The 17,631-nt window shown below is 69.2% G+C and carries 16 protein-coding genes; 14 read left to right on the forward strand and 2 right to left on the reverse strand.

Going from position 1 to position 17,631, the window contains the following annotated elements; all coding sequences use genetic code 11:
• Nucleotides 1–3 precede the first annotated feature (3 nt).
• From PGB34_RS06290 to dctP, 7 genes are all read left to right on the forward strand, one after another.
• Nucleotides 4–1,716 (forward strand): ABC transporter permease, encoded by a 1,713-nt coding sequence (locus PGB34_RS06290; protein ID WP_271427212.1) that lies wholly within the window; start codon nt 4–6, stop codon nt 1,714–1,716.
• Between the two features lie 37 nt (nt 1,717–1,753).
• Nucleotides 1,754–2,815 carry an ABC transporter ATP-binding protein gene (locus tag PGB34_RS06295; RefSeq protein ID WP_271427213.1) on the forward strand — a complete coding sequence of 354 codons (1,062 nt, stop codon included), beginning with the start codon at nt 1,754–1,756 and terminating at the stop codon, nt 2,813–2,815.
• 29 nt (nt 2,816–2,844) lie between these two features.
• Nucleotides 2,845–4,041, forward strand: coding sequence for a CaiB/BaiF CoA transferase family protein (locus PGB34_RS06300; RefSeq protein WP_271427214.1), 1,197 nt, complete (start codon nt 2,845–2,847; stop codon nt 4,039–4,041).
• Nucleotides 4,042–4,141: 100 nt separating this feature from the next.
• The gene (locus tag PGB34_RS06305) at nt 4,142–4,891 is read left to right on the forward strand and encodes an enoyl-CoA hydratase/isomerase family protein (protein WP_271427215.1); all 750 of its coding nucleotides are present in this window, start codon (nt 4,142–4,144) and stop codon (nt 4,889–4,891) included.
• Between the two features lie 111 nt (nt 4,892–5,002).
• Nucleotides 5,003–5,809 carry an enoyl-CoA hydratase-related protein gene (locus PGB34_RS06310; RefSeq protein WP_271427216.1) on the forward strand — a complete coding sequence of 269 codons (807 nt, stop codon included), beginning with the start codon at nt 5,003–5,005 and terminating at the stop codon, nt 5,807–5,809.
• Nucleotides 5,806–6,630, forward strand: coding sequence for a crotonase/enoyl-CoA hydratase family protein (locus PGB34_RS06315; RefSeq protein ID WP_271427217.1), 825 nt, complete (start codon nt 5,806–5,808; stop codon nt 6,628–6,630). Before PGB34_RS06310 ends, PGB34_RS06315 begins: the two co-directional genes overlap by 4 nt.
• Before the next feature lie 55 nt (nt 6,631–6,685).
• Nucleotides 6,686–7,861 (forward strand): TRAP transporter substrate-binding protein DctP, encoded by a 1,176-nt coding sequence (dctP, locus tag PGB34_RS06320; protein WP_271427218.1) that lies wholly within the window; start codon nt 6,686–6,688, stop codon nt 7,859–7,861.
• A gap of 46 nt (nt 7,862–7,907) precedes the next feature.
• Here the strand turns inward: dctP and PGB34_RS06325 are convergent, their stop codons facing one another.
• On the reverse strand, nt 7,908–8,879 hold the full coding sequence (locus PGB34_RS06325) for a LysR substrate-binding domain-containing protein (RefSeq protein ID WP_271427219.1): 972 nt from the start codon (nt 8,877–8,879) through the stop codon (nt 7,908–7,910).
• An 89-nt stretch (nt 8,880–8,968) separates the two neighbouring features.
• Between PGB34_RS06325 and PGB34_RS06330 the strand changes: the two genes are divergently transcribed.
• From PGB34_RS06330 to PGB34_RS06345, 4 genes are read left to right on the forward strand one after another with little or no spacing between them, the layout of a single operon-like run.
• Nucleotides 8,969–10,183, forward strand: coding sequence for a CaiB/BaiF CoA transferase family protein (locus tag PGB34_RS06330; protein WP_271427220.1), 1,215 nt, complete (start codon nt 8,969–8,971; stop codon nt 10,181–10,183).
• A gap of 26 nt (nt 10,184–10,209) precedes the next feature.
• Nucleotides 10,210–11,481 (forward strand): DUF1254 domain-containing protein, encoded by a 1,272-nt coding sequence (locus PGB34_RS06335; RefSeq protein WP_271427221.1) that lies wholly within the window; start codon nt 10,210–10,212, stop codon nt 11,479–11,481.
• Between the two features lie 32 nt (nt 11,482–11,513).
• Nucleotides 11,514–12,491: a Bug family tripartite tricarboxylate transporter substrate binding protein gene (locus PGB34_RS06340; RefSeq protein WP_271427222.1), complete on the forward strand. Its 978-nt coding sequence runs from the start codon at nt 11,514–11,516 to the stop codon at nt 12,489–12,491.
• Nucleotides 12,488–14,308: a carboxylesterase/lipase family protein gene (locus PGB34_RS06345; protein WP_271427223.1), complete on the forward strand. Its 1,821-nt coding sequence runs from the start codon at nt 12,488–12,490 to the stop codon at nt 14,306–14,308. The genes PGB34_RS06340 and PGB34_RS06345 overlap by 4 nt, the downstream gene beginning before the upstream one ends.
• Here PGB34_RS06345 and PGB34_RS06350 read toward each other — a convergent pair.
• Nucleotides 14,265–15,158 carry a LysR substrate-binding domain-containing protein gene (locus PGB34_RS06350; protein WP_271427224.1) on the reverse strand — a complete coding sequence of 298 codons (894 nt, stop codon included), beginning with the start codon at nt 15,156–15,158 and terminating at the stop codon, nt 14,265–14,267. The genes PGB34_RS06345 and PGB34_RS06350 overlap by 44 nt on opposite strands.
• A gap of 117 nt (nt 15,159–15,275) precedes the next feature.
• On the opposite strand from PGB34_RS06350, the gene PGB34_RS06355 reads away from it, so the two are divergent.
• From PGB34_RS06355 to PGB34_RS06365, 3 genes are all read left to right on the forward strand, one after another.
• Complete coding sequence (locus tag PGB34_RS06355; RefSeq protein ID WP_271427672.1) at nt 15,276–16,025, forward strand: SDR family NAD(P)-dependent oxidoreductase; 750 nt, start codon at nt 15,276–15,278, stop codon at nt 16,023–16,025.
• 75 nt (nt 16,026–16,100) lie between these two features.
• The gene (locus PGB34_RS06360) at nt 16,101–17,087 is read left to right on the forward strand and encodes a TRAP transporter substrate-binding protein (protein ID WP_271427225.1); all 987 of its coding nucleotides are present in this window, start codon (nt 16,101–16,103) and stop codon (nt 17,085–17,087) included.
• Complete coding sequence (locus tag PGB34_RS06365; protein ID WP_271427226.1) at nt 17,084–17,620, forward strand: TRAP transporter small permease; 537 nt, start codon at nt 17,084–17,086, stop codon at nt 17,618–17,620. Before PGB34_RS06360 ends, PGB34_RS06365 begins: the two co-directional genes overlap by 4 nt.
• Nucleotides 17,621–17,631: the final 11 nt, after the last annotated feature.

A 17,631-nucleotide genomic window follows, 5' to 3' on the forward strand; every position in this document is an offset into this window, starting at 1 on the left:
GCGATGGCCGCTCCCGCGCTGCGCGCGTCCTCGGTGCCCAGCCGCTGGGCCGACCCGGCGCTGTGGCTGTTCGGCAGCCTGATCGCGGCGCTGATCTTCCTGGTCGCCAACCCGATCCTGCGCCTGGTCTGGGACAGCATCGGCGTGGTCGATGGCGCGGGCGTCACGCTGGACCACTACATCGCGGCCTTCGGCCGCAGCCGCCATGTGCAGGCGATGCTCAACTCGCTGTACCTGGGCGGCGCCGTGACGCTGATCGCGCTGCTGCTGGGCGTGCCGCTGGCCCTGGCCGTCTCGCGCACCAACATGCCCGGGCGCGGCCTGGCGCACCTGAGCGTGCTGGCCGCCTTCGTGATGCCGAACTTCCTGGGCGCCATTGCGTGGATCCTGCTGGCCGGCCCCAACGCCGGCTGGCTCAACCGCCTGTGGCTGGCACTGTTCGGCGGCGACAAGGGGCCCTTCAACATCTTCAGCTTCTGGGGCCTGGCCTTCGTCATCGCGCTCTACACCTTCCCGCTGGTGTACGTGTTCACCAAATCGGCGCTGGACCTGGTGTCGACCGAGCTGGAAGACGCCGCCTCGATCCACGGCGCCGGCAAGCTGCGCACGCTCACGCGGGTCACGCTGCCACTGGTGATGCCCTCCATCGTGGGTGCGTCGATCCTGATCTTTCTCGAATCGGTGGCGCTTTACGGCACGCCCGCACTGATCGCGATCCCGGCCGGCATCAACCTGGCCACCACGCAGATCGCCACCTTCTTCGAATACCCGCTGCGCATCCACCAGGCCGCGGCCTTCGCCATGCCGATCCTGCTGCTGACGGTGGTGATGCTGTTCATGCAGCGCAAGATCCTCTCGCGCAAGGGCTTCGTTTCGGTGTCCGGCAAGGGCGGCGAGCGGCGTGCCTTCGACGTCGGGGCGTGGAAGTGGCTGCTGATGGCCCATGCGGGTCTGATCGGCCTGCTGACGGTGGTGATGCCGCTGGTGATCCTGATCCTGGCCTCGCTGTCCAAGGCCTGGGGCCGCGGTGTGGCAGCAGGCAACCTGAGCTTCGCGAACTACCACGACATCTTCTTCCAGCAGCTCACGGTGCGCTCGGCACTGATCAACACCGTGCTCTTCTCCGGCGCCACGGCCCTCGTGTGCGTGCTGATGGGCCTGTGCATCGCCTACGCGACGCAGCGGCGCATCACGCCCTTGCCCGGTGTGGTGCAGTTCCTGGCGCTGGCGCCCATCGCAGTGCCGGGGCTGATCCTGGCCATCGGCCTGTACGCAGCCTATGCGGGGCCGCCCTTCTCGCTCTATGGCACGGGCGCGCTGATCGTGATCGCCTTTACCACGCGCTTCCTGCCCATTGCCGTGACCGCCTGCGGCGCCTCGGTGCGCTCGCTCAACCCTGAGCTGGAAGAAGCGGTGCGCGTGCTGGGCGGTGGCCGACTCACGGTGCTGGCCAAGGTGGTGTTCCCACTGCTGCGCAAGACGCTGGCCGGCGTATTCATCCTGGTGTTCGTGATCTGCACCAAGGAGCTGTCGACGGCCGTGTTCCTCACCGGGCCGCAGTCACGCGTGGTGTCGGTGCTGACCCTGGACCTGAGCGAACAGGGCAACTACGAAACGCTGGCCGCCATGGGTGTGGTGCTGGTCGTGATCACCACGCTGGTGGTGGCCGCGGGCATGCGCATCGCCGGGCGCGACTTCATGCTGCGCCGCGGCTGAGCCCGCTTCCCATAACGAGAGACAAGAGAAAGCTCCCATGTCCAAACTGCAACTCCATCAGGTCGGCAAGTCCTATGGCGCGACACGGGTCGTCGATGACCTGAGCCTGTCCCTGGCCAAGGGCGAACTGGTCACGCTGCTGGGCCCCTCGGGCTGCGGCAAGACCACCACGCTGCGCATGATCGCTGGCTTCATCGAGCTGTCGGCCGGCAGCATCGCCATCGATGGCACCGAGATCTCCGGCGCCAAACGCACGGTGCCGCCCGAACACCGCGGCATGTCGATGATCTTCCAGAGCTACGCCATCTGGCCCAACATGACGGTGGCCGAGAACGTGGCCTTCGGACTGAACGTGCGGCGCACGCCGGCCGATGAGCTCAGGCGCCGGGTGGGCGAGATGCTGGAGGTGGTGCAACTGGGCCACCTGGCGCAGCGCTACCCGGCGGAACTCTCGGGCGGGCAGCAGCAGCGCGTGGCCCTGGCGCGCGCGATGGTGGTGCGGCCCGAAGTGCTGCTGCTGGACGAGCCGCTGTCGAACCTGGACGCGAACCTGCGCGAGGAAATGGCCAGCGAGATCCGCCGCCTGCACGACGAGTTCCGCTTCACCACCGTCTACGTCACCCACGACCAGTCGGAGGCCATGACCATCTCCGACCGCATCGCGGTGCTGAACCTGGGGCGGCTCGAACAGATCGACACGCCGTGGAACCTCTACAACCGCCCGCGCACGCCCTTCGTGGCCGGCTTCATCGGCCAGACCAACCTGGTCCATGGCGAATTGCGCTCAGGCAGCCTGCGGCTGCCGGGTTTGCCGGGCGCGGTGCCGCTGGCAGCGAGTGAGGCCAGCGACGCAGCAAAGGCCCAGGTATCCATCCGCCCGCAATCGCTGTTCCTGGGCGCCTGCGGCAATGGCGCGCTTGCGATGGGGCCAGTCGCCGTCATCTCGCGCACCTACCTGGGCGAGTACTGGGACTACCTGGTGCGCCCGGTGGGCGGCGGCGAGCCGCTGAAGGTGCATGCCTCGCCCAAGCATGTGCTGGAGGTCGGGCACGAATCCGTGCTGTCCATCGACCCCACCGGCGTGGCGGTGGTGGCGTGAATCCCGATGCAACCCACTCGTTCATGCGCATGACCTCACCCTCTGAATTGCCGCTGTCCCGCTACAAGGTGCTGGACCTGACCATCGCCCGCGCCGGCCCGACGGCCGTGCGCCTGCTGGCCGACTGGGGCGCCGACGTGGTCCGCATCGACCCGCCTGCACCGCAGGACCGCGGCTCGGTCACGGGCCGGCGGCGCGGCTCCGACGAGCAGAACCTGCACCGCAACAAGCGCAGCCTGTGCCTGGACCTCAAATCGCCGCAGGGCGCGCAAGTGCTGCGGCGCCTGATCGCGCGCAGCGATGTGGTGGTCGAGAACTTCCGTGCCGAGGTCAAAGAGCGCCTGGGCCTGGGCTACGAGCAACTGCGCCAGCTCAACCCGCGCATCATCCTGGCGAGCATTTCGGGCTTCGGCCAGGACGGCCCCTACAGCGAGCGCCCCGGCGTCGACCAGATCGTGCAGGGCATGTCCGGGCTCAGCTCGGTCACGGGCGAGCCCGGCCGCGGGCCGCTGCGCACGGGCATCGCGATCTCGGACACCACCGCCGGCATGTTCCTGGGCCAGGGCATCCTGCTGGCACTGCTGCACCGCGAGCACACCGGCGAAGGCCAATGGGTCCACACCTCGCTGATCGAAGGCATGCTCAACAAGCTGGACTTCCAGGCCGCGCGCTACACCGTGGACCACGAGGTCTCGCAGCAACAGGGCAACGGGCATCCGACCATCGTGCCCATGGGCACCTACCGCTCGCGCGACGGCCACGTCAACATCGCGCCAGCCACCTCGCGCATGTGGGGCAACTTCTGCGAGGCGCTGGGTGCGCACGCGCTCAAGGACGATCCGCGCTATCTGGAGCCGGCCTCGCGCCAGTCGCACCGCGAGCAGATCGACGCCGACATCAACGCCGTGACCGCGCAGTTCGATTCGGCCGAACTGGTGGCGCGCCTGAACCGGGCCGGCGTGCCCTGCGGCCCGATCTTCGACATCGGGCAGGCTTTTGAAGACCCGCAGGTGCAGCACCTGCGCATGACGCGCCCTGCCCGGCACCCGCTGCTGGGCGAGCTGCAACTCATCCGCTCGCCGATCAACCTGTCGAGCTGCCCGCATCCCGAGCACTTCCACCATGCCGGACCGGACCCGGGCGAGCAGACCGATGAGCTGCTGCACGAGCTGGGCTATGGCCCGGCCGAGGTGGCGGCGCTGCGCGAAGCGGGCGTTGCGGAATGAGCGGCGCGCCCCACAGGATGCCGCCCCGGATCCGCACTGCGGTGGGCTGGCTGAGCTTCAACCCGTCCGGCGCCTGAGCCGGCTCCCTCCCGAGGACTCCATGGACATTCCCGAACTTGTCATCGACGGCGCGCTTGCGCGCATCATGCTGCGCCGGCCCGAGCAGGCCAACCGGCTCGAGCCCGCCGACCTGGCCGCGCTGCAGGCGCACATCGACACTGTGAACGCGCGCCCGGAAGTGCTTGCGCTGCGCATCGAGGCGCAGGGCAAGTACTTTTGCAGCGGCTACGACCTGACCCGCATCGGGCAGCCGCGCGGCGTGCCTTTCGAGGAGGTGGTCAACAGCCTGGAGAACGCGCGGCCCGTGACGGTGGCGGTGATCCAGGGCGGCGTGTACGGCGGCGCCACCGACCTTTCGCTGGCCTGCGACTTCCGCCTGGGCGTGCGCGGCATCGACATGTTCATGCCCGCTGCGCGGCTGGGCCTGCACTTCTACCGCAGCGGCCTGGAGCGCTATGTGAGCCGGCTGGGCCTGAACAACGCCAAGCGCCTGTTCCTGACGGCCGAGCGCGTGGATGCGCAGACCCTCAAGGAGATGGGCTTCCTCACGCACCTGCTGGACGACGCGCAGCAACTGAATGCCACCGCCGACGCATTGACACAGACGATCTGCGCCATGGCGCCCCTGCCGCTGGTGAGCATGAAGAAACACCTCAACCGCATTGCACGCCACATGCTGGATGCCGACGAGCTGCGCCGCGACATCGTCCAGGCGGTGGACTCCGACGACCTGCGCGAAGGACAGGCCGCCTGGGCCGAGAAGCGCAAGCCCCGCTTCACAGGGCGCTGATCGCGGGCGTGCCGGACTACCCGAATCTGGCGAGCCGGCCCCAGGCAAACCCGCAGCGCGCGCAGCCAATGCACACAAGACCGGCGCCGGGGCGGCTCGCACACTGCGCGCATGTCTTCGTCGCCCCCCATCCTTCTGGCCTGGCAGGACGGCCTGGCCATCGTCACGCTCAACCGGCCCGAGCGCGCCAATGTGCTCGATGACGCCTGCGCGCAGGCGCTGGCCGAGGTCACGCACACGCTGCTCGAAGGCGCGCGCAGCGGCCGCCTGCGCGCCGTTCTGCTCACGGCCGCGGGGCCGGTGTTCTGCGCGGGCGGCGACATCCAGGGCTTCGTGCGCGCGGGCAGCGACCTGGCCGGCGCGCTGGACCGCGGCATTCCCCCGCTGCATGCGCTGATCCAGGCGCTGGCCAGCTTGCCCGTGCCCGTGGTCAGCGCGCTCAACGGCCCGCTGGGCGGCGGCGGCATCGGCCTGGCCCTGCTGGCCGACATCGTGCTGGCAGCCGACACGGCCAAGCTGCGCGGCGGCTATGCGTCCATCGGCCTCTCACCCGACGTGGGCGCCTCCTGGGCGCTCACGCGGCTGGCCGGGCCCATGCGGGCCAAGCAGATCCTGTTCAGTGCGCGCGCCTTCAGCGCCCAGGAATGCCTGGCCTTCGGGCTCTATGCACAGGTGCTGCCGCCCGATGAACTGATGCCCGCCGCGCTGGCCCTGGCCACCGAACTGGCGCAGGGTGCGACGGGCTCCTTCGCGCAGATCAAGAGCCTGGTCGATGGCGTGGCCGGGCGCTCGCTCGAAGAGCACCTGGCGCTGGAACACCAGGGCATGGTGCGCTGCGGCGCCAGCGCCGACGCGGCCGAAGGCGTGCGCGCCTTCCTGGCCAAGCGCGCGCCGCAGTTCAAGGGGCACGCCGCATGAACGCGCTTCCGGCCTTCGAGACACTGCAGCTGAGCCTGGACGAAGGCATTGCGCGCATCGTGCTGAACCGGCCAGAGAAGGCCAATGCCATCAACATGACCATGTGGCAGGAGCTGCGCAGCGCCATGCAGTGGCTGCAGCGCACGCCGGCCGCGCGCGTGGCCATCCTGCGTGCGGCCGGCGCCCACTTCTGCGCGGGGCTGGACCTGGCGAGTTTTGACGAACTGCAGGCGGCCACGCGCGACGGCTGCGACGGCCGCTCGCGCGAGAAGCTGCTGGCCGCGATCCTCGACATCCAGGACACGGTCACGGCCATCGAACGCTGCACCAAGCCCGTGATCGCCGAAGTGCATGCGGCCTGCGTGGGCGGCGGCATCGACATCATCACGGCCTGCGATTTGCGCTACTGCAGTGCGCAGGCCTGGTTCAGCGTGAAGGAAATCGACGTGGGGATCGTGGCCGACGTGGGCACGCTGCAGCGCCTGCCGCTGCTGATCGGCGAGGGCATGGCGCGCGAGCTGTGCTATTCGGGCCGGCGCGTGGAAGGCGCCGAAGCCCAGGCGATGCGCCTGGTCAACCGCTGCCATGAAGACGCGCAGGCCCTGCGCGAGGGCGTGGAAGCCATGGCGCGCTGCCTGGCCGCCAAGTCGCCGCTGGCGCTGCGCGGCACCAAGCAGGCCATCACGCATGCGCGCGAACACAGCATCGCCGACGGCCTGCAGCAGGTGGCGCTGTGGAACGCGGCCATGCTCTTTTCAACCGACCTGGCCGAAGCGGCCCAGGCCCGCCGCGAGCGCCGCGCGCCGCGCTTTGCGGATTGAGACACGCCGCGACCGAATCCCCTGCCCGCACAACACCTACCCGGAGACACCGAACATGCGCTGGTTCCAACCCTTCAAGACTTCCGTGGCCGCGGCCGCGCTGCTGTCTGCCGCCGCCCTGCTGGGCGGGGGCGCAGCCCAGGCGCAGAGCACCTCGCTGCGCTATGCGGTGGGCTTCCCGACGGGCGCCGCGCCCGAATCCGCACGGCTGTATGCCGACGCGGTGAAGAAGTACAGCAACAACACGCTCAACGTGCGCGTGTTCGATCTTTCGCTGCTGAACCTGGCCGAGATGAGCGGCGGCCTCAAGCAGGGCGTGGCCGACATCGGCTACGTGCTGACGCCCTACTTCCCGGCCGAGTTCCCGCACCTGAACATGGCGACCGAGCTGTCGATGCTGCTGGCCCTGCGCGACGACCCCAGCGGCAAGGGCGGGCTGGCCTATGGCGGTGCCATGGCCGAGTTCATGTTCCAGCACTGCAAGGAATGCGAGGCCGACTTCGCCAAGCAGAACCAGCTCTACACCAGCACCGGCGGCAGCAGCAACTACATGCTCCTGTGCAACAAGCCCATGCGCACGCAGGCCGACCTGAAGGGCGCGCGCCTGCGCGCCGGCGGCGCGGCCTGGGCCCGCTGGGCGCGCGAGATGGGCGCCACGCCGGCCTCCATGTCGGGCAACGAGGTCTTCGAGGCCCTGCACCAGAAGGTGGTGGATTGCGCCATCATCTCGGCGCCCGAGCTCAGCGGCCTGAACCTGAAGGATGCAGTGACCCACATCACCACCGACGTGCCCGGCGGCGCGTTCTCCGGCGCCACCAGCAACGTCAACCTCGACGCCTGGCGCAAGCTCAACGAGGTGCAGCGCTCGGCCCTGCTGCGTGCCGGCACGGTGCTGGGGGCCGAGGTCAGCATGCGCTACCTCAAGTACGGCCAGCGCGACCTGGAGCGCGCCAAGGCCAAGGGCACGCAGATCACGCAGGCCGACCCGGCGCTGGTGCAGGCTTCGCGCAAGGCCATCGAGGCCGACATCCAGACCATCGCGGCCAGCTACACCAAGCAGCACAACGTCAAGCGCGCCGACGAGATCGTGGCCACCATGCGCCGGCTGGTGGACCGCTGGATGCCCCTGGTGCAGAACGTGGAGAACGCCGAGCAGTTGGCCGACCTGTACTGGCGCGAGGTCTATTCCAAGGTGGACGTGAAGACCTACGGCGGCCCTGCCCGCAAGTAGCACGCATCGGGGCAGGCGCGTGATCGACCTGAAGCACCGAAACGCCTCAGGCTTTGCGGCCCCGCGCACGCCGTGGCGCTGCGGCGGCCCTGACGGCCTCCGCGAACGCGAGCAGCACCGCCGGGCGCTCCATGCCGTCACGCCTGAAGAAAAGGCCGAAGGACGGCAGGGGCACCTTGGGCACGATGTCAAGCCGGTGCACGCCGCCGCGCGCGATCTCGTCCCTGGCGTGTTCCTGCCGCACTGCGCATAGCAGCGACGCGTCCTGCCGCATCAGCGCGCCGATGGTGACCGACGAGATCGCTTCGATGACCGGCACTGGCGGCGTGGCGCCGTCGTTCAGGAAGGCCGTCATGAAGGCCTGGCGCACCAGCGTGTCCTTGGGCGGCAGCAGCCACGGCGCATTGCCCAGGTCGCGCCAGCGCAGCCGGCTCCTTGCACGGCTGGTGCCTCTGGGCGGCGTCGAGGCCAGCACGCACAGCTCGTCCTGCAGCATCGCCACGGGCTCCAGCAGCGGCGTGATGTCGGCGGTGAGCAGCTCCGGCGTCACCGCGCCGTAGACGCAGTCGAGTTCGCCGGTCAGCAGCCGCTGGATCAGTTCCTGCACCCGCCCCTCGCGGATCTGCACCACCGCGCCGGGCATGCGCGCGCGCAGCCGCGCAATGGCCGAGGGCACCGTGGCGGTGACGGAGGGCGCGCCCACCCTCAGCACGGCCTGGGCACCCTGCTGCATCGCACCGACATCCTCGGTGGCGCGCGTCAGCTGATTCAGCACCGCACGGGCATGGAACACCGCGCCCGCACCCAGCGCGTTCGGCTGGATGCCCTGGTGGCTGCGCTCGAACAGGCGCGCACCGAAGCAGGTCTCGATCTCGCCGAGCATCTTGCTGATCGCCGGCTGGCTCAGGTGCAGTTGCGCGGAAGCGCTGCGCATGGTGTCGGCCTCGGCGAGCACAGCCAACAGTTCGAGGTGGCGAAGCCGCAGCTTGCGCACGAGGCGGCCGGTCGTCGCGTCCATCGGGCTCTCCTGGGTCGATATCGAATCGTGATCACTCCCTCACGATTATCGAATTTTCAAGAATCGCCGGACTGGCTATGGTCCGGTGCATGCACTTTATTGAGAACGACGAGACACATGAGAAACCCGCCGCGCCGCTCGAGGGCGTGCGCGTGCTGGACCTGGGGCAGTACATCGCGGGCCCTGGCGCGGCGATGGTGTTGGCCGAGCTAGGCGCCCAGGTCATCAAGGTCGAGCCGCTCGCCGGCGACCAGGCCCGGCACATCGGCAGCTACGGCGAATCGATGATCCGCGCCTACAGCCGCGGCAAGCAGTCGATCGCGCTCGACCTCAAAAGCGAGGCCGGCCGCGACATCGCCTGGCGGCTGATCGGCGAGAGCGACGTGCTGATCCAGAACCTGCGCCCGGGGGCCGTCGAGGCGCTGGGCTTCGGCCCGGAGGCGGTGCGCGAGCGCTTTCCTGCGCTCGTCTATCTCTCGATCTCGGGCTTCGGCCACCAGGGGCCGTCGAGCGAGCGGCCCGGCTACGACATCGCGGCGCAGGCCGAGAGCGGCCTCATGTCCATCACCGGCGAGCCCGACCGCCTGCCGCAGAAGGTGGGCGCACCCATCATCGACGCGGCTGCCGCGCACCTGGGCGCGCAGGCGGTGCTGGCGGCGCTGTATGGCCGCGCCCGCACCGGCCGTGGCGAGACGCTGCGCACCTCGCTGCTCGAGGTGGCCATGCACCTGCAGGCCACGACCTGGTGTGACTATCTGGGCGGCGCGCCCGAGCCCCGGCGCATTGGCGACGGCCAGCCCAACAACGCGCCCGCCGCCGAGGTGCTGCCCACGCGCGACGGCCACATCGTGCTCTCGGCCTACGCCCAGGAGCACTGGGCGCGCCTGTGCCGCGTAATGGGCCGCGAAGAACTGGCTGGCGACCCGCGCTTTTGCAGCAACGCGCTGCGCGTGCAACACCGCGCCGAGCTGCGGGCCGTGCTGCGCGAGTGCCTGTCGGCCATGAGCAGCGAGGAGTGCGTGGCCTTGCTCAGCCGCAACCAGATCGTCGTCGGTGCCGTGCGAAGCTATGCGCAGGTGCTGCGCAGCCCCGACGTGCAGGCCAGCGGCATGCTCGTCGACGCCGTGGCCGCCGACGGCACCCGCCACGCGGCGCTGGCGCTGCCCTACACGCTTGGCGATGCGCCACGGGCCATGCCACCGGCGGCACCGTCGTGCGGTGCCGACACCGACGCCGTGCTCGCCACCCTGGGCTTCGCCGCCGAAGAGATCGCCCGGCTGCGCGATCAGCGTGCGGTGGCCTGAGGCACTCTTCCATAGCTTGCATGTCCATGACCCTCCACACCCCCTCCGCCCACGACACGGCGGCCGCCGAAGCCGCCGTGATCCAGACCCTGCCCCTGTTCGAGATGATGCGCATGCGGGCCGCCACCACGGCGCGCCGGCATCCCACGCTCGGGTTTGCCTCCGACGAGCCCGGCTCTTCCTGGCGCTGGGTCAACCAGTTCACCCACACCCACCGACGCCTCGGCCCGGCCGACCGCGAGGTGGTGAGCCCGAACAACGACACGGTCTACAGCAACGCCTGGATCGACCTGTCCGAAGGCCCCGTGCTGATCGAGTCGCCGGACGTCGGCGACCGCTACTGGACGCTGGGCCTGCTCGACGCATGGACCAACCCCTTTGCCTACGTCGGCCGGCGCACCACGGGCAGCCGCCCGCAGCGCACGCTCGTCCACGGCCCGGGCTGGCGTGGCAAGGTGCCTGCCGAGGTCACGCACACCATCGCGGCGCCCGGCCACGACGTGTGGCTGATCGGCCGCTTCCTGGTCGACGACGACGGGCCCGACGCCGAGCGCGTGCGTTCGCTGCAGCAGGCCCTGCGCCTGCGGCGGCTCGATGGCAGCGACGCGGCGATGCGCGTGGACACCGCCCTGGATGGTCGCGACACGCGCATTCCCTCCTCCCGCCTGTACCGCGCCACGGTCGACGCGGCCCTGCGCGGCAATCCGCCGCCCGAGGGCGAGTCGCTCACCTGGCCGCTGGACGACGACGCGCTGGCATCAGCCTTGCCGGCCGTGTATGAACGCCTGCGCAATGCCGGCCAGCCGCATGCGCTGGGTGGCGGCTGGGCCATCCCGGTCATGGTGCGCACGCACTGGGGCGAGGACCTGCTCACGCGTGCCCGCATCGCGCGCAACTTCATCGGCGCGCTGGGCGTGGATGAAGCGATGTACCCGACCGCGGAGGTCGATGTCGAGGGCCAGCCCCTGGACGGCTCGAAGCGCTATGAACTGCGCTTCGCGCCAGGCCGCGGCCCGCGCGTCGACGCCTTCTGGTCCCTCACCATGTACCGGCGCAGCGACTGCCTGTTCGTCGCCAACCCCATCGACCGCTACTCGATCGGCGACCGCACGCCGGGCCTGCACACCGAGCCCGACGGCAGCCTCGTGATCCGACTGCAGGCCCAGGACCCCGGCCCCGGCGTGAACTGGCTGCCGGCGCCGCCGGGCGAGCTGTTCTACGTGGTGCTGCGGCTGTACCAGCCGCGCGCCGAGCACCTGGCGCTGCAGTTCGACTACCCGCCGATTCAGCCGGTCTGATGCACGAATTCAACAAGACGGAGACAAGAGCCATGCCCATGAACCGACGCCACCTCCTTGCCTCGGCCACCGCCGGTCTCGCCCTGCCCTGGAGCCTGCCCGCCGCTGCGCACACCTGGCCCGCGCGGCCGATCCGCCTGGTGTCGCCCTATGGGGCCGGCGGGTCGAACGACATCCTCACGCGCGTGCTCGGCGACGTCCTCTCACGCCGCCTGGGCCAGAGCGTGGTGGTGGAAAACAAGGCCGGCGCCGGCACGCGCATCGCCAACGACCATGTCGCCAAGTCCGCGCCCGACGGCTATACCCTGCTGCACGCGGCGGCGCCCATCGCCATTGGCGAGGCGCTGTACAAGGACCTGCCCTACGACGTGCACAAGAGCTTCGCGGCGATCGGCAGCACGGCCATCGCACCGCTGTTCCTCGTGGTGAATGCGCAGGCACCGTACAAGACGCTGGCCGAGTTCATCCAGCATGCCAAGGCCAGCCCCAAGGGCGCTACCTTCGGCTCGCCCGGAGCCGGGTCGGCGCCCCACCTCACGGCCGAACTGCTGCTGCGCGCCGCCGGTGCCAAGGGCATCGTGGTGCAGTACCGCGGCGACGCGCCGGCCTACACGGAGCTGCTGGCCGGCCGCATCGATGCCACGCTGACGGCCATCTCCACCGCCGTGCCGCACATCCAGGCCGGCAAGCTGCGCGTGCTGGGCGTGGCGAACGAGGAACGCACACCGCTGTACCCCGACGCCCCGACGCTGCGCGAACAGGGCCTGCCCACGGTGGTCGGCTACGGCTGGTACGGCATGCTGGCGCCGGCCGCAACGCCATCCGAAGTGGTGACGCGCCTCCACACCGAACTCAAAGCCGCCCTGGCCGACGCCGAGGTGCGGCGCAAGGCCGAAGCCGCCGGCCTGCAGCTGCGCGGCGGCACGCCGGCCGAGTTCAGCGCCTTCATCAGCAGCGAGACGCGCAAGTGGGCGCAGATCATCCAGGCCGCTCAGATCACGGCGGAATGATGATCGCGCCCGCTCGCAACGACCGCGCCTGGCCTGTCCTCGCGGCCGCGCTGCTCGCGCTGTCGCTGGCCGGCTGCGCGGCGCCCGACGCCGAAGAGAGCCCGACGCAGCGCCAGACCACCTGGGGCCCCGTGCTGGGCAGCGACGACTCGGCCGCCACCGGCACCTGGAGCTGGAAGGGCGTGCCCTATGCCCAGGCGCCGGTCGGCGACCTGCGCTGGCGCGCGCCGCGCGATCCGCAGCCCTGGGCCACGCCGCGCGCCGCGCGCAGCTTCGCGCCCGCCTGCGTGCAGACCCAGCGCCTCTACGGCCCCGGCCTGAACAACCGATACGACGACACGGTCGGCAGCTCGCTCGGCCGCACCGTGGGCGACGAGGACTGCCTCTACCTCAACATCTGGACCCCCGCCTCGCGCCCAGCGGCGCCGCGGCCGGTGATCGTGTTCGTGCACGGCGGCAGCAACATCACCGGCTACACCGCCGACCCCGTGTACGACGGCGCGGCACTGGCCCGGCACGAGGATGCGGTGGTGGTCACGATCAACTACCGGCTCGGCATCTTCGGCTTCCTCGACGCGAAGGCGCTCAAAACAGGTCAGCGCGAGGAGGACTCGGGCAATTTCGCGCTGCTGGACATCGTCAAGGCGCTGGAGTTCGTCGCCGCCAATGCGCACGCATTCGGCGGCGACCCGCAGCGTGTGACGCTGATGGGCCAGTCGGCCGGTGCAGTCAACGTGTATGCGCTGCTCACCTCGCCGATGCTGGCGGCGCGCGGCCGTCCGCTCTTCCACCGCCTGGCCGCGCTCAGCGGCGGGCTCTCAACCGCGGCTTCGCTGCCGCCCGGCGGCATTCCGGCCGTGCTGCCCGCGCCGGTGTGGGCCACACGCGGCGAGGCGCTGGTGCATGAATCGCTGGTCGCCGGTCAGCAGGCTGCCGACGCCACGCAGGCGCGCCAGTGGGAAGCCGGTGCCGGCGCCCAGCGCACCGCCGCGTGGCTGCGCAGCCAGCCGGCCGATGCGCTGCTGCAGGTGGTGCGCACCCGGCTCGCGGCCCGCGGCATGGCGGCCAGCAACCCGATCCCCGATGGCTGGGTGCTCGCGCAGGACCCGATCGCGGCGGTGAAGGCAGGCCGCTACCTGCGCATGCCGGTGCTGGCCGGCCACACGCGCGACGAAACCAAGCTCTTCCCGCAGCTCTTTGCGCTCAGCCCGACGCTCGGCGGCACCAGCGGACGGCTTCTGGACGACGCGGCCGTGTTCTCGCTCGCCGCGCGCTACGACCCCGAGGCGCCGCCGCAGACCACGCTCGCGCAATGGATCCCGCCGGCCTACCTGCCGGTCGACGCGCCCCGCACAGGCTTCGACGCGCGGGCACGCCAGCTCGATGCGCTGTGGTTCTCTGCCATCCGCGACGACATGCTCAACGCCCTGCGCATGCGGCAGGACGCGGTCTGGGCCTACGAGTTCGAATGGGATCGGCTGCCGCCTCCGCTGGATCGCATCTTCGGCGCTGCGCACACCTTCGACCTGCCCTTCGTCTTCGGCAACTTCGGACCGTCGCTCTACTCGCGCTTCATGTTCACGCGCGACAACGCGGCGGGGCGCCTGGCACTGTCCGACGCCATGATGGGCAGCCTGGGCGCCTTCGCGCGCCGCGGCGACCCCAACGATGCCGCCCTGGGCACTGCCTGGCCAACCTGGCCCGGGCGAGTCGTCTTCGACGCCGACCTTCAACGCACGGCCATCAGGCTCGGCCACGCGCGCTGGCGCGGCATCAACGCTGTCTTGTCTTCGCCGCCTCCTGGTGCACCCAGGTGAGAAAGGCCTGAAGAGGCGCGCGCCCGGCATTCCTGGACGGATAGACGACGAAATGCGCCTTGACCTTGACCGCCTTGCTCATGCCGAATGGCGCAACAAGCTTGCGATCAGCAAGGTGCCCGCCGGCATTGACAACGCTCTCCAGCGCAACACCCAGTCCCTGCGTGGCTGCATCAAGGGACATCTGTGCGCGGTCAAAGCGCACTGCAAACCGTTCCGGCGCCTTGGCTGCCGAAAACTTCCGGAACCAGTCCGCCCATTGAATGAGGCTGACATTGCTCTGGATCAGCGGCACATCGAGCAACTGCTCGATGGTCTTCAAGCGATGTTCACGGATGAACTCCGGACTCGCCAAGGGCACGATCAGCTCTTCGAACAGAGGCTCGACCTCCAGATTGGCAGGCCACTGGGGCACACCGTAGCGGATATCGACGTCGGCCTGCCCCAGTTCGAAATCACTCGGTGTGTGCGCAGCCGATAGATTGAGCGCGATGTGCGGGTGCGCCTTGGCGAAGCCGCGCAGCCGCGGCATCAGCCAAAGGCTGGCAATGCTGGGCGCCGAATGCACATAGAGGCTGTTGCCAACGCCATGCTTCAAGTCCTCTGTGGCCGTGACGATCGCGGCGACGGCACCCGATATACGCGCCAGGTAGCTCTCTCCGGCGCTACTCAGCCACACCCCGTGTGCATTGCGTTCGAAGAGCCGGATTCCAAGCTGAGCCTCCAGTTTGGCCACCTGATGGCTGACGGCTGAGGGGGTCAGATGCAGCTCGGTCGCGGCCAACGCAAAGCTGCTGCGTCGCGCCACCGCATCGAAGGCCAGCAGCTGTGCAGTGGGGGGAAGCGACATGGGGCGAACCCTTGCATTTCATGAAGGTTCGTCATCATAGCCTGACGATAAATCGCTTGTTGTCACGCTGCGCAGCCCTGACCATTGCGACCGTTATCAACTGAGGTCGCTCAAATGCTGCTGCTCGAAGACAAGGTCGCCGTCATTACCGGTGGTGCTGGTGAGAACGGATTGGGATTTGCAACCGCGCGCCTGATGGCGAGCCTTGGCGCCCGCGTGGCGCTGCTCGATCTGGAGCGGGCCGAGCCTGCGAAGGCCGCTGCCCAGCTTGGCGCCGGCCACATGGGCCTTGTGGCCGATGTGACTGACAAGGCCTCCTGCGAAGCCGCCGCGCAGCAGGTGCTGCGGCAATACGGACGCATCGACGCCCTGGTGAACAACGCAGGCATCACCCAGCCCGTCAAGACGCTGGAGATCACGGGAGCGGACTACGACCGCATCCTCGACGTCAGCCTGCGCGGCACGCTGTATATGTCGCAGGCCGTTCTGCCCGCCATGCAGGCCCGGCAATCCGGCTCCATCGTCTGCATCTCATCCGTTTCCGCGCAGCGGGGCGGCGGCATCTTCGGCGGCCCTCACTACTCCGCAGCCAAGGCCGGTGTCCTGGGGCTGGCCCGAGCCATGGCACGCGAGTTCGGCGGCCAGAACATCCGCGTCAACTGCATCACGCCAGGCCTGATCGAAACGGACATCACCAAGGGCAAGCTCACACCCGATCGCAAGCAGGAGATCGCGGACACGATCCCTCTGGCGCGCCTGGGCAGCGCCAAGGACGTCGCTGGCGCCTGCGTATTCCTCGCGAGCGAGCTTTCGGGCTATTGCACCGGCATCACCCTGGACGTCAACGGCGGCATGCTGATCCACTGAAGACGCCCGTCCCCAAACGCCCGCCGCGACCCTCCCGGGGGCGGACCCGAGCTTTTCATCAGGAGACAACCACACATGCAACGCAAGATCTTCAACCTCACTGCCGTCGCGCTGATCGGCGCGGCGCTCATGACGCCCGTGCTTGCACACGCGCAGCCGGTCAAGCTCACGCTCGGCCATGGCTCTGCACCCGACAACCCCCGCCATCTGGCCTCGCTGAAACTCGCCGAAATCGCCAAGGCGAAGAGCAACGGAAGGATCGAAGTGCAGGTCGCGCCGTCAGCGCAGTTGGGCGACGACGCGGCCATGGTCACGGCGCTGCGCACGGGCGCGCTGGATATGTCGGCCAACTCACAGGGCGCAGTGTCGGCGGCAGTCCCTGAATACGCAGCGTATGGCATGCCGTTTCTCTTCTCCACCCCTGCACAGGCGTTCCAGCTCCTGGACGGTCCGCTTGGCAAGGAGCTTGCCGACAAGTCGGCCGCCAAGGGGATGGTGGTGCTGGGCTACTGGGACAACGGCATCCGCCACATGACCAACGGCAAGCACCCGATCACCAAGGTCGCGGACATGCAGGGCCTGAAGATGCGAACGCCGCCCGACGCTGTGCTGGTGGACATCATGCAGTCGCTGGGTGCGCAGGCGCAGCAGATCAAGTTCGCCGAACTCTACGTCGCGCTGCAACAAGGCGTGGTGGACGGCCAGGAAAACCCCCTGGTCAACTTCCATGCGAGCAAGCTCTACGAAGTCCAGAAGCATCTGGCGCTGACCAGTCACATGTTCCAGATGACGCCCCTGCTCATCAGCAAGCGCAGCTGGGATCGCCTGAACGAGGCCGACCGCAGGATTCTGACCGAGGCCGCGGCCGAGGCGACCGCCCTACAGCGCAAGCTTTCGAGCGAAGCCGACGCGCGCCTGCTCGAAGACCTGAAGGCCAAGGGCGTCCAGGTCAGCACGGTGGACAAGGTCGAGTTCTCGAAGGCCACGGCGAAGGTCCAGGAGAAATGGACCTCCGGCCCGATTGGCCCCTACGTGAAGAAAGTCGTGGATGCAGCGCGATGAGCATCATCGAGCGCGCCGTGGTGGGGATCTGCAAGCTGATCCTCTGGATCAGCACCACGGTCATCTTCCTGATCCTCGTCGGCAACACCGTGCTGCGCTATGGCAGCGGCATGAGTCTTCAATGGGCCAACGAAGTCCCCGAGCTTCTGTTTCCCTGGCTGGTCATGTCCGGCATCGTGCTCGCAGCGTCCCGTGGGGCGCACATCACCACCACCTTCATGGTGGAGGCGCTGCCTCCCGCCTGGCAACGATGGCTGGCCGTCGGCAGTTGGACGGTGGTGGCCGCGCTCTACGGCACCCTCGCATGGTCCACCGCAAAGATGCTGGAGATCGTGCATGACGAGCGCAGCCAGATCCTCCAGATCCCCGGCTCCATCACCTACGCATGCGTGATGTGCGGCATGGCGATGCTCGCCGCGCTGGCCCTGCAGTCGGCCTGGCATGCCCTGCGGCAAGTGCCCGGGCAGGAACCACCGGCGACGCAGGCCGGCACGGACGCCGCCGAGCAGCGCGTGCCATCGGTTCATTGGTAAGCGCGGGAGTC

Source organism: Xenophilus arseniciresistens, assembly GCF_028023875.1.
In the GTDB taxonomy this organism is placed as follows: domain Bacteria; phylum Pseudomonadota; class Gammaproteobacteria; order Burkholderiales; family Burkholderiaceae_C; genus Xenophilus; species Xenophilus arseniciresistens.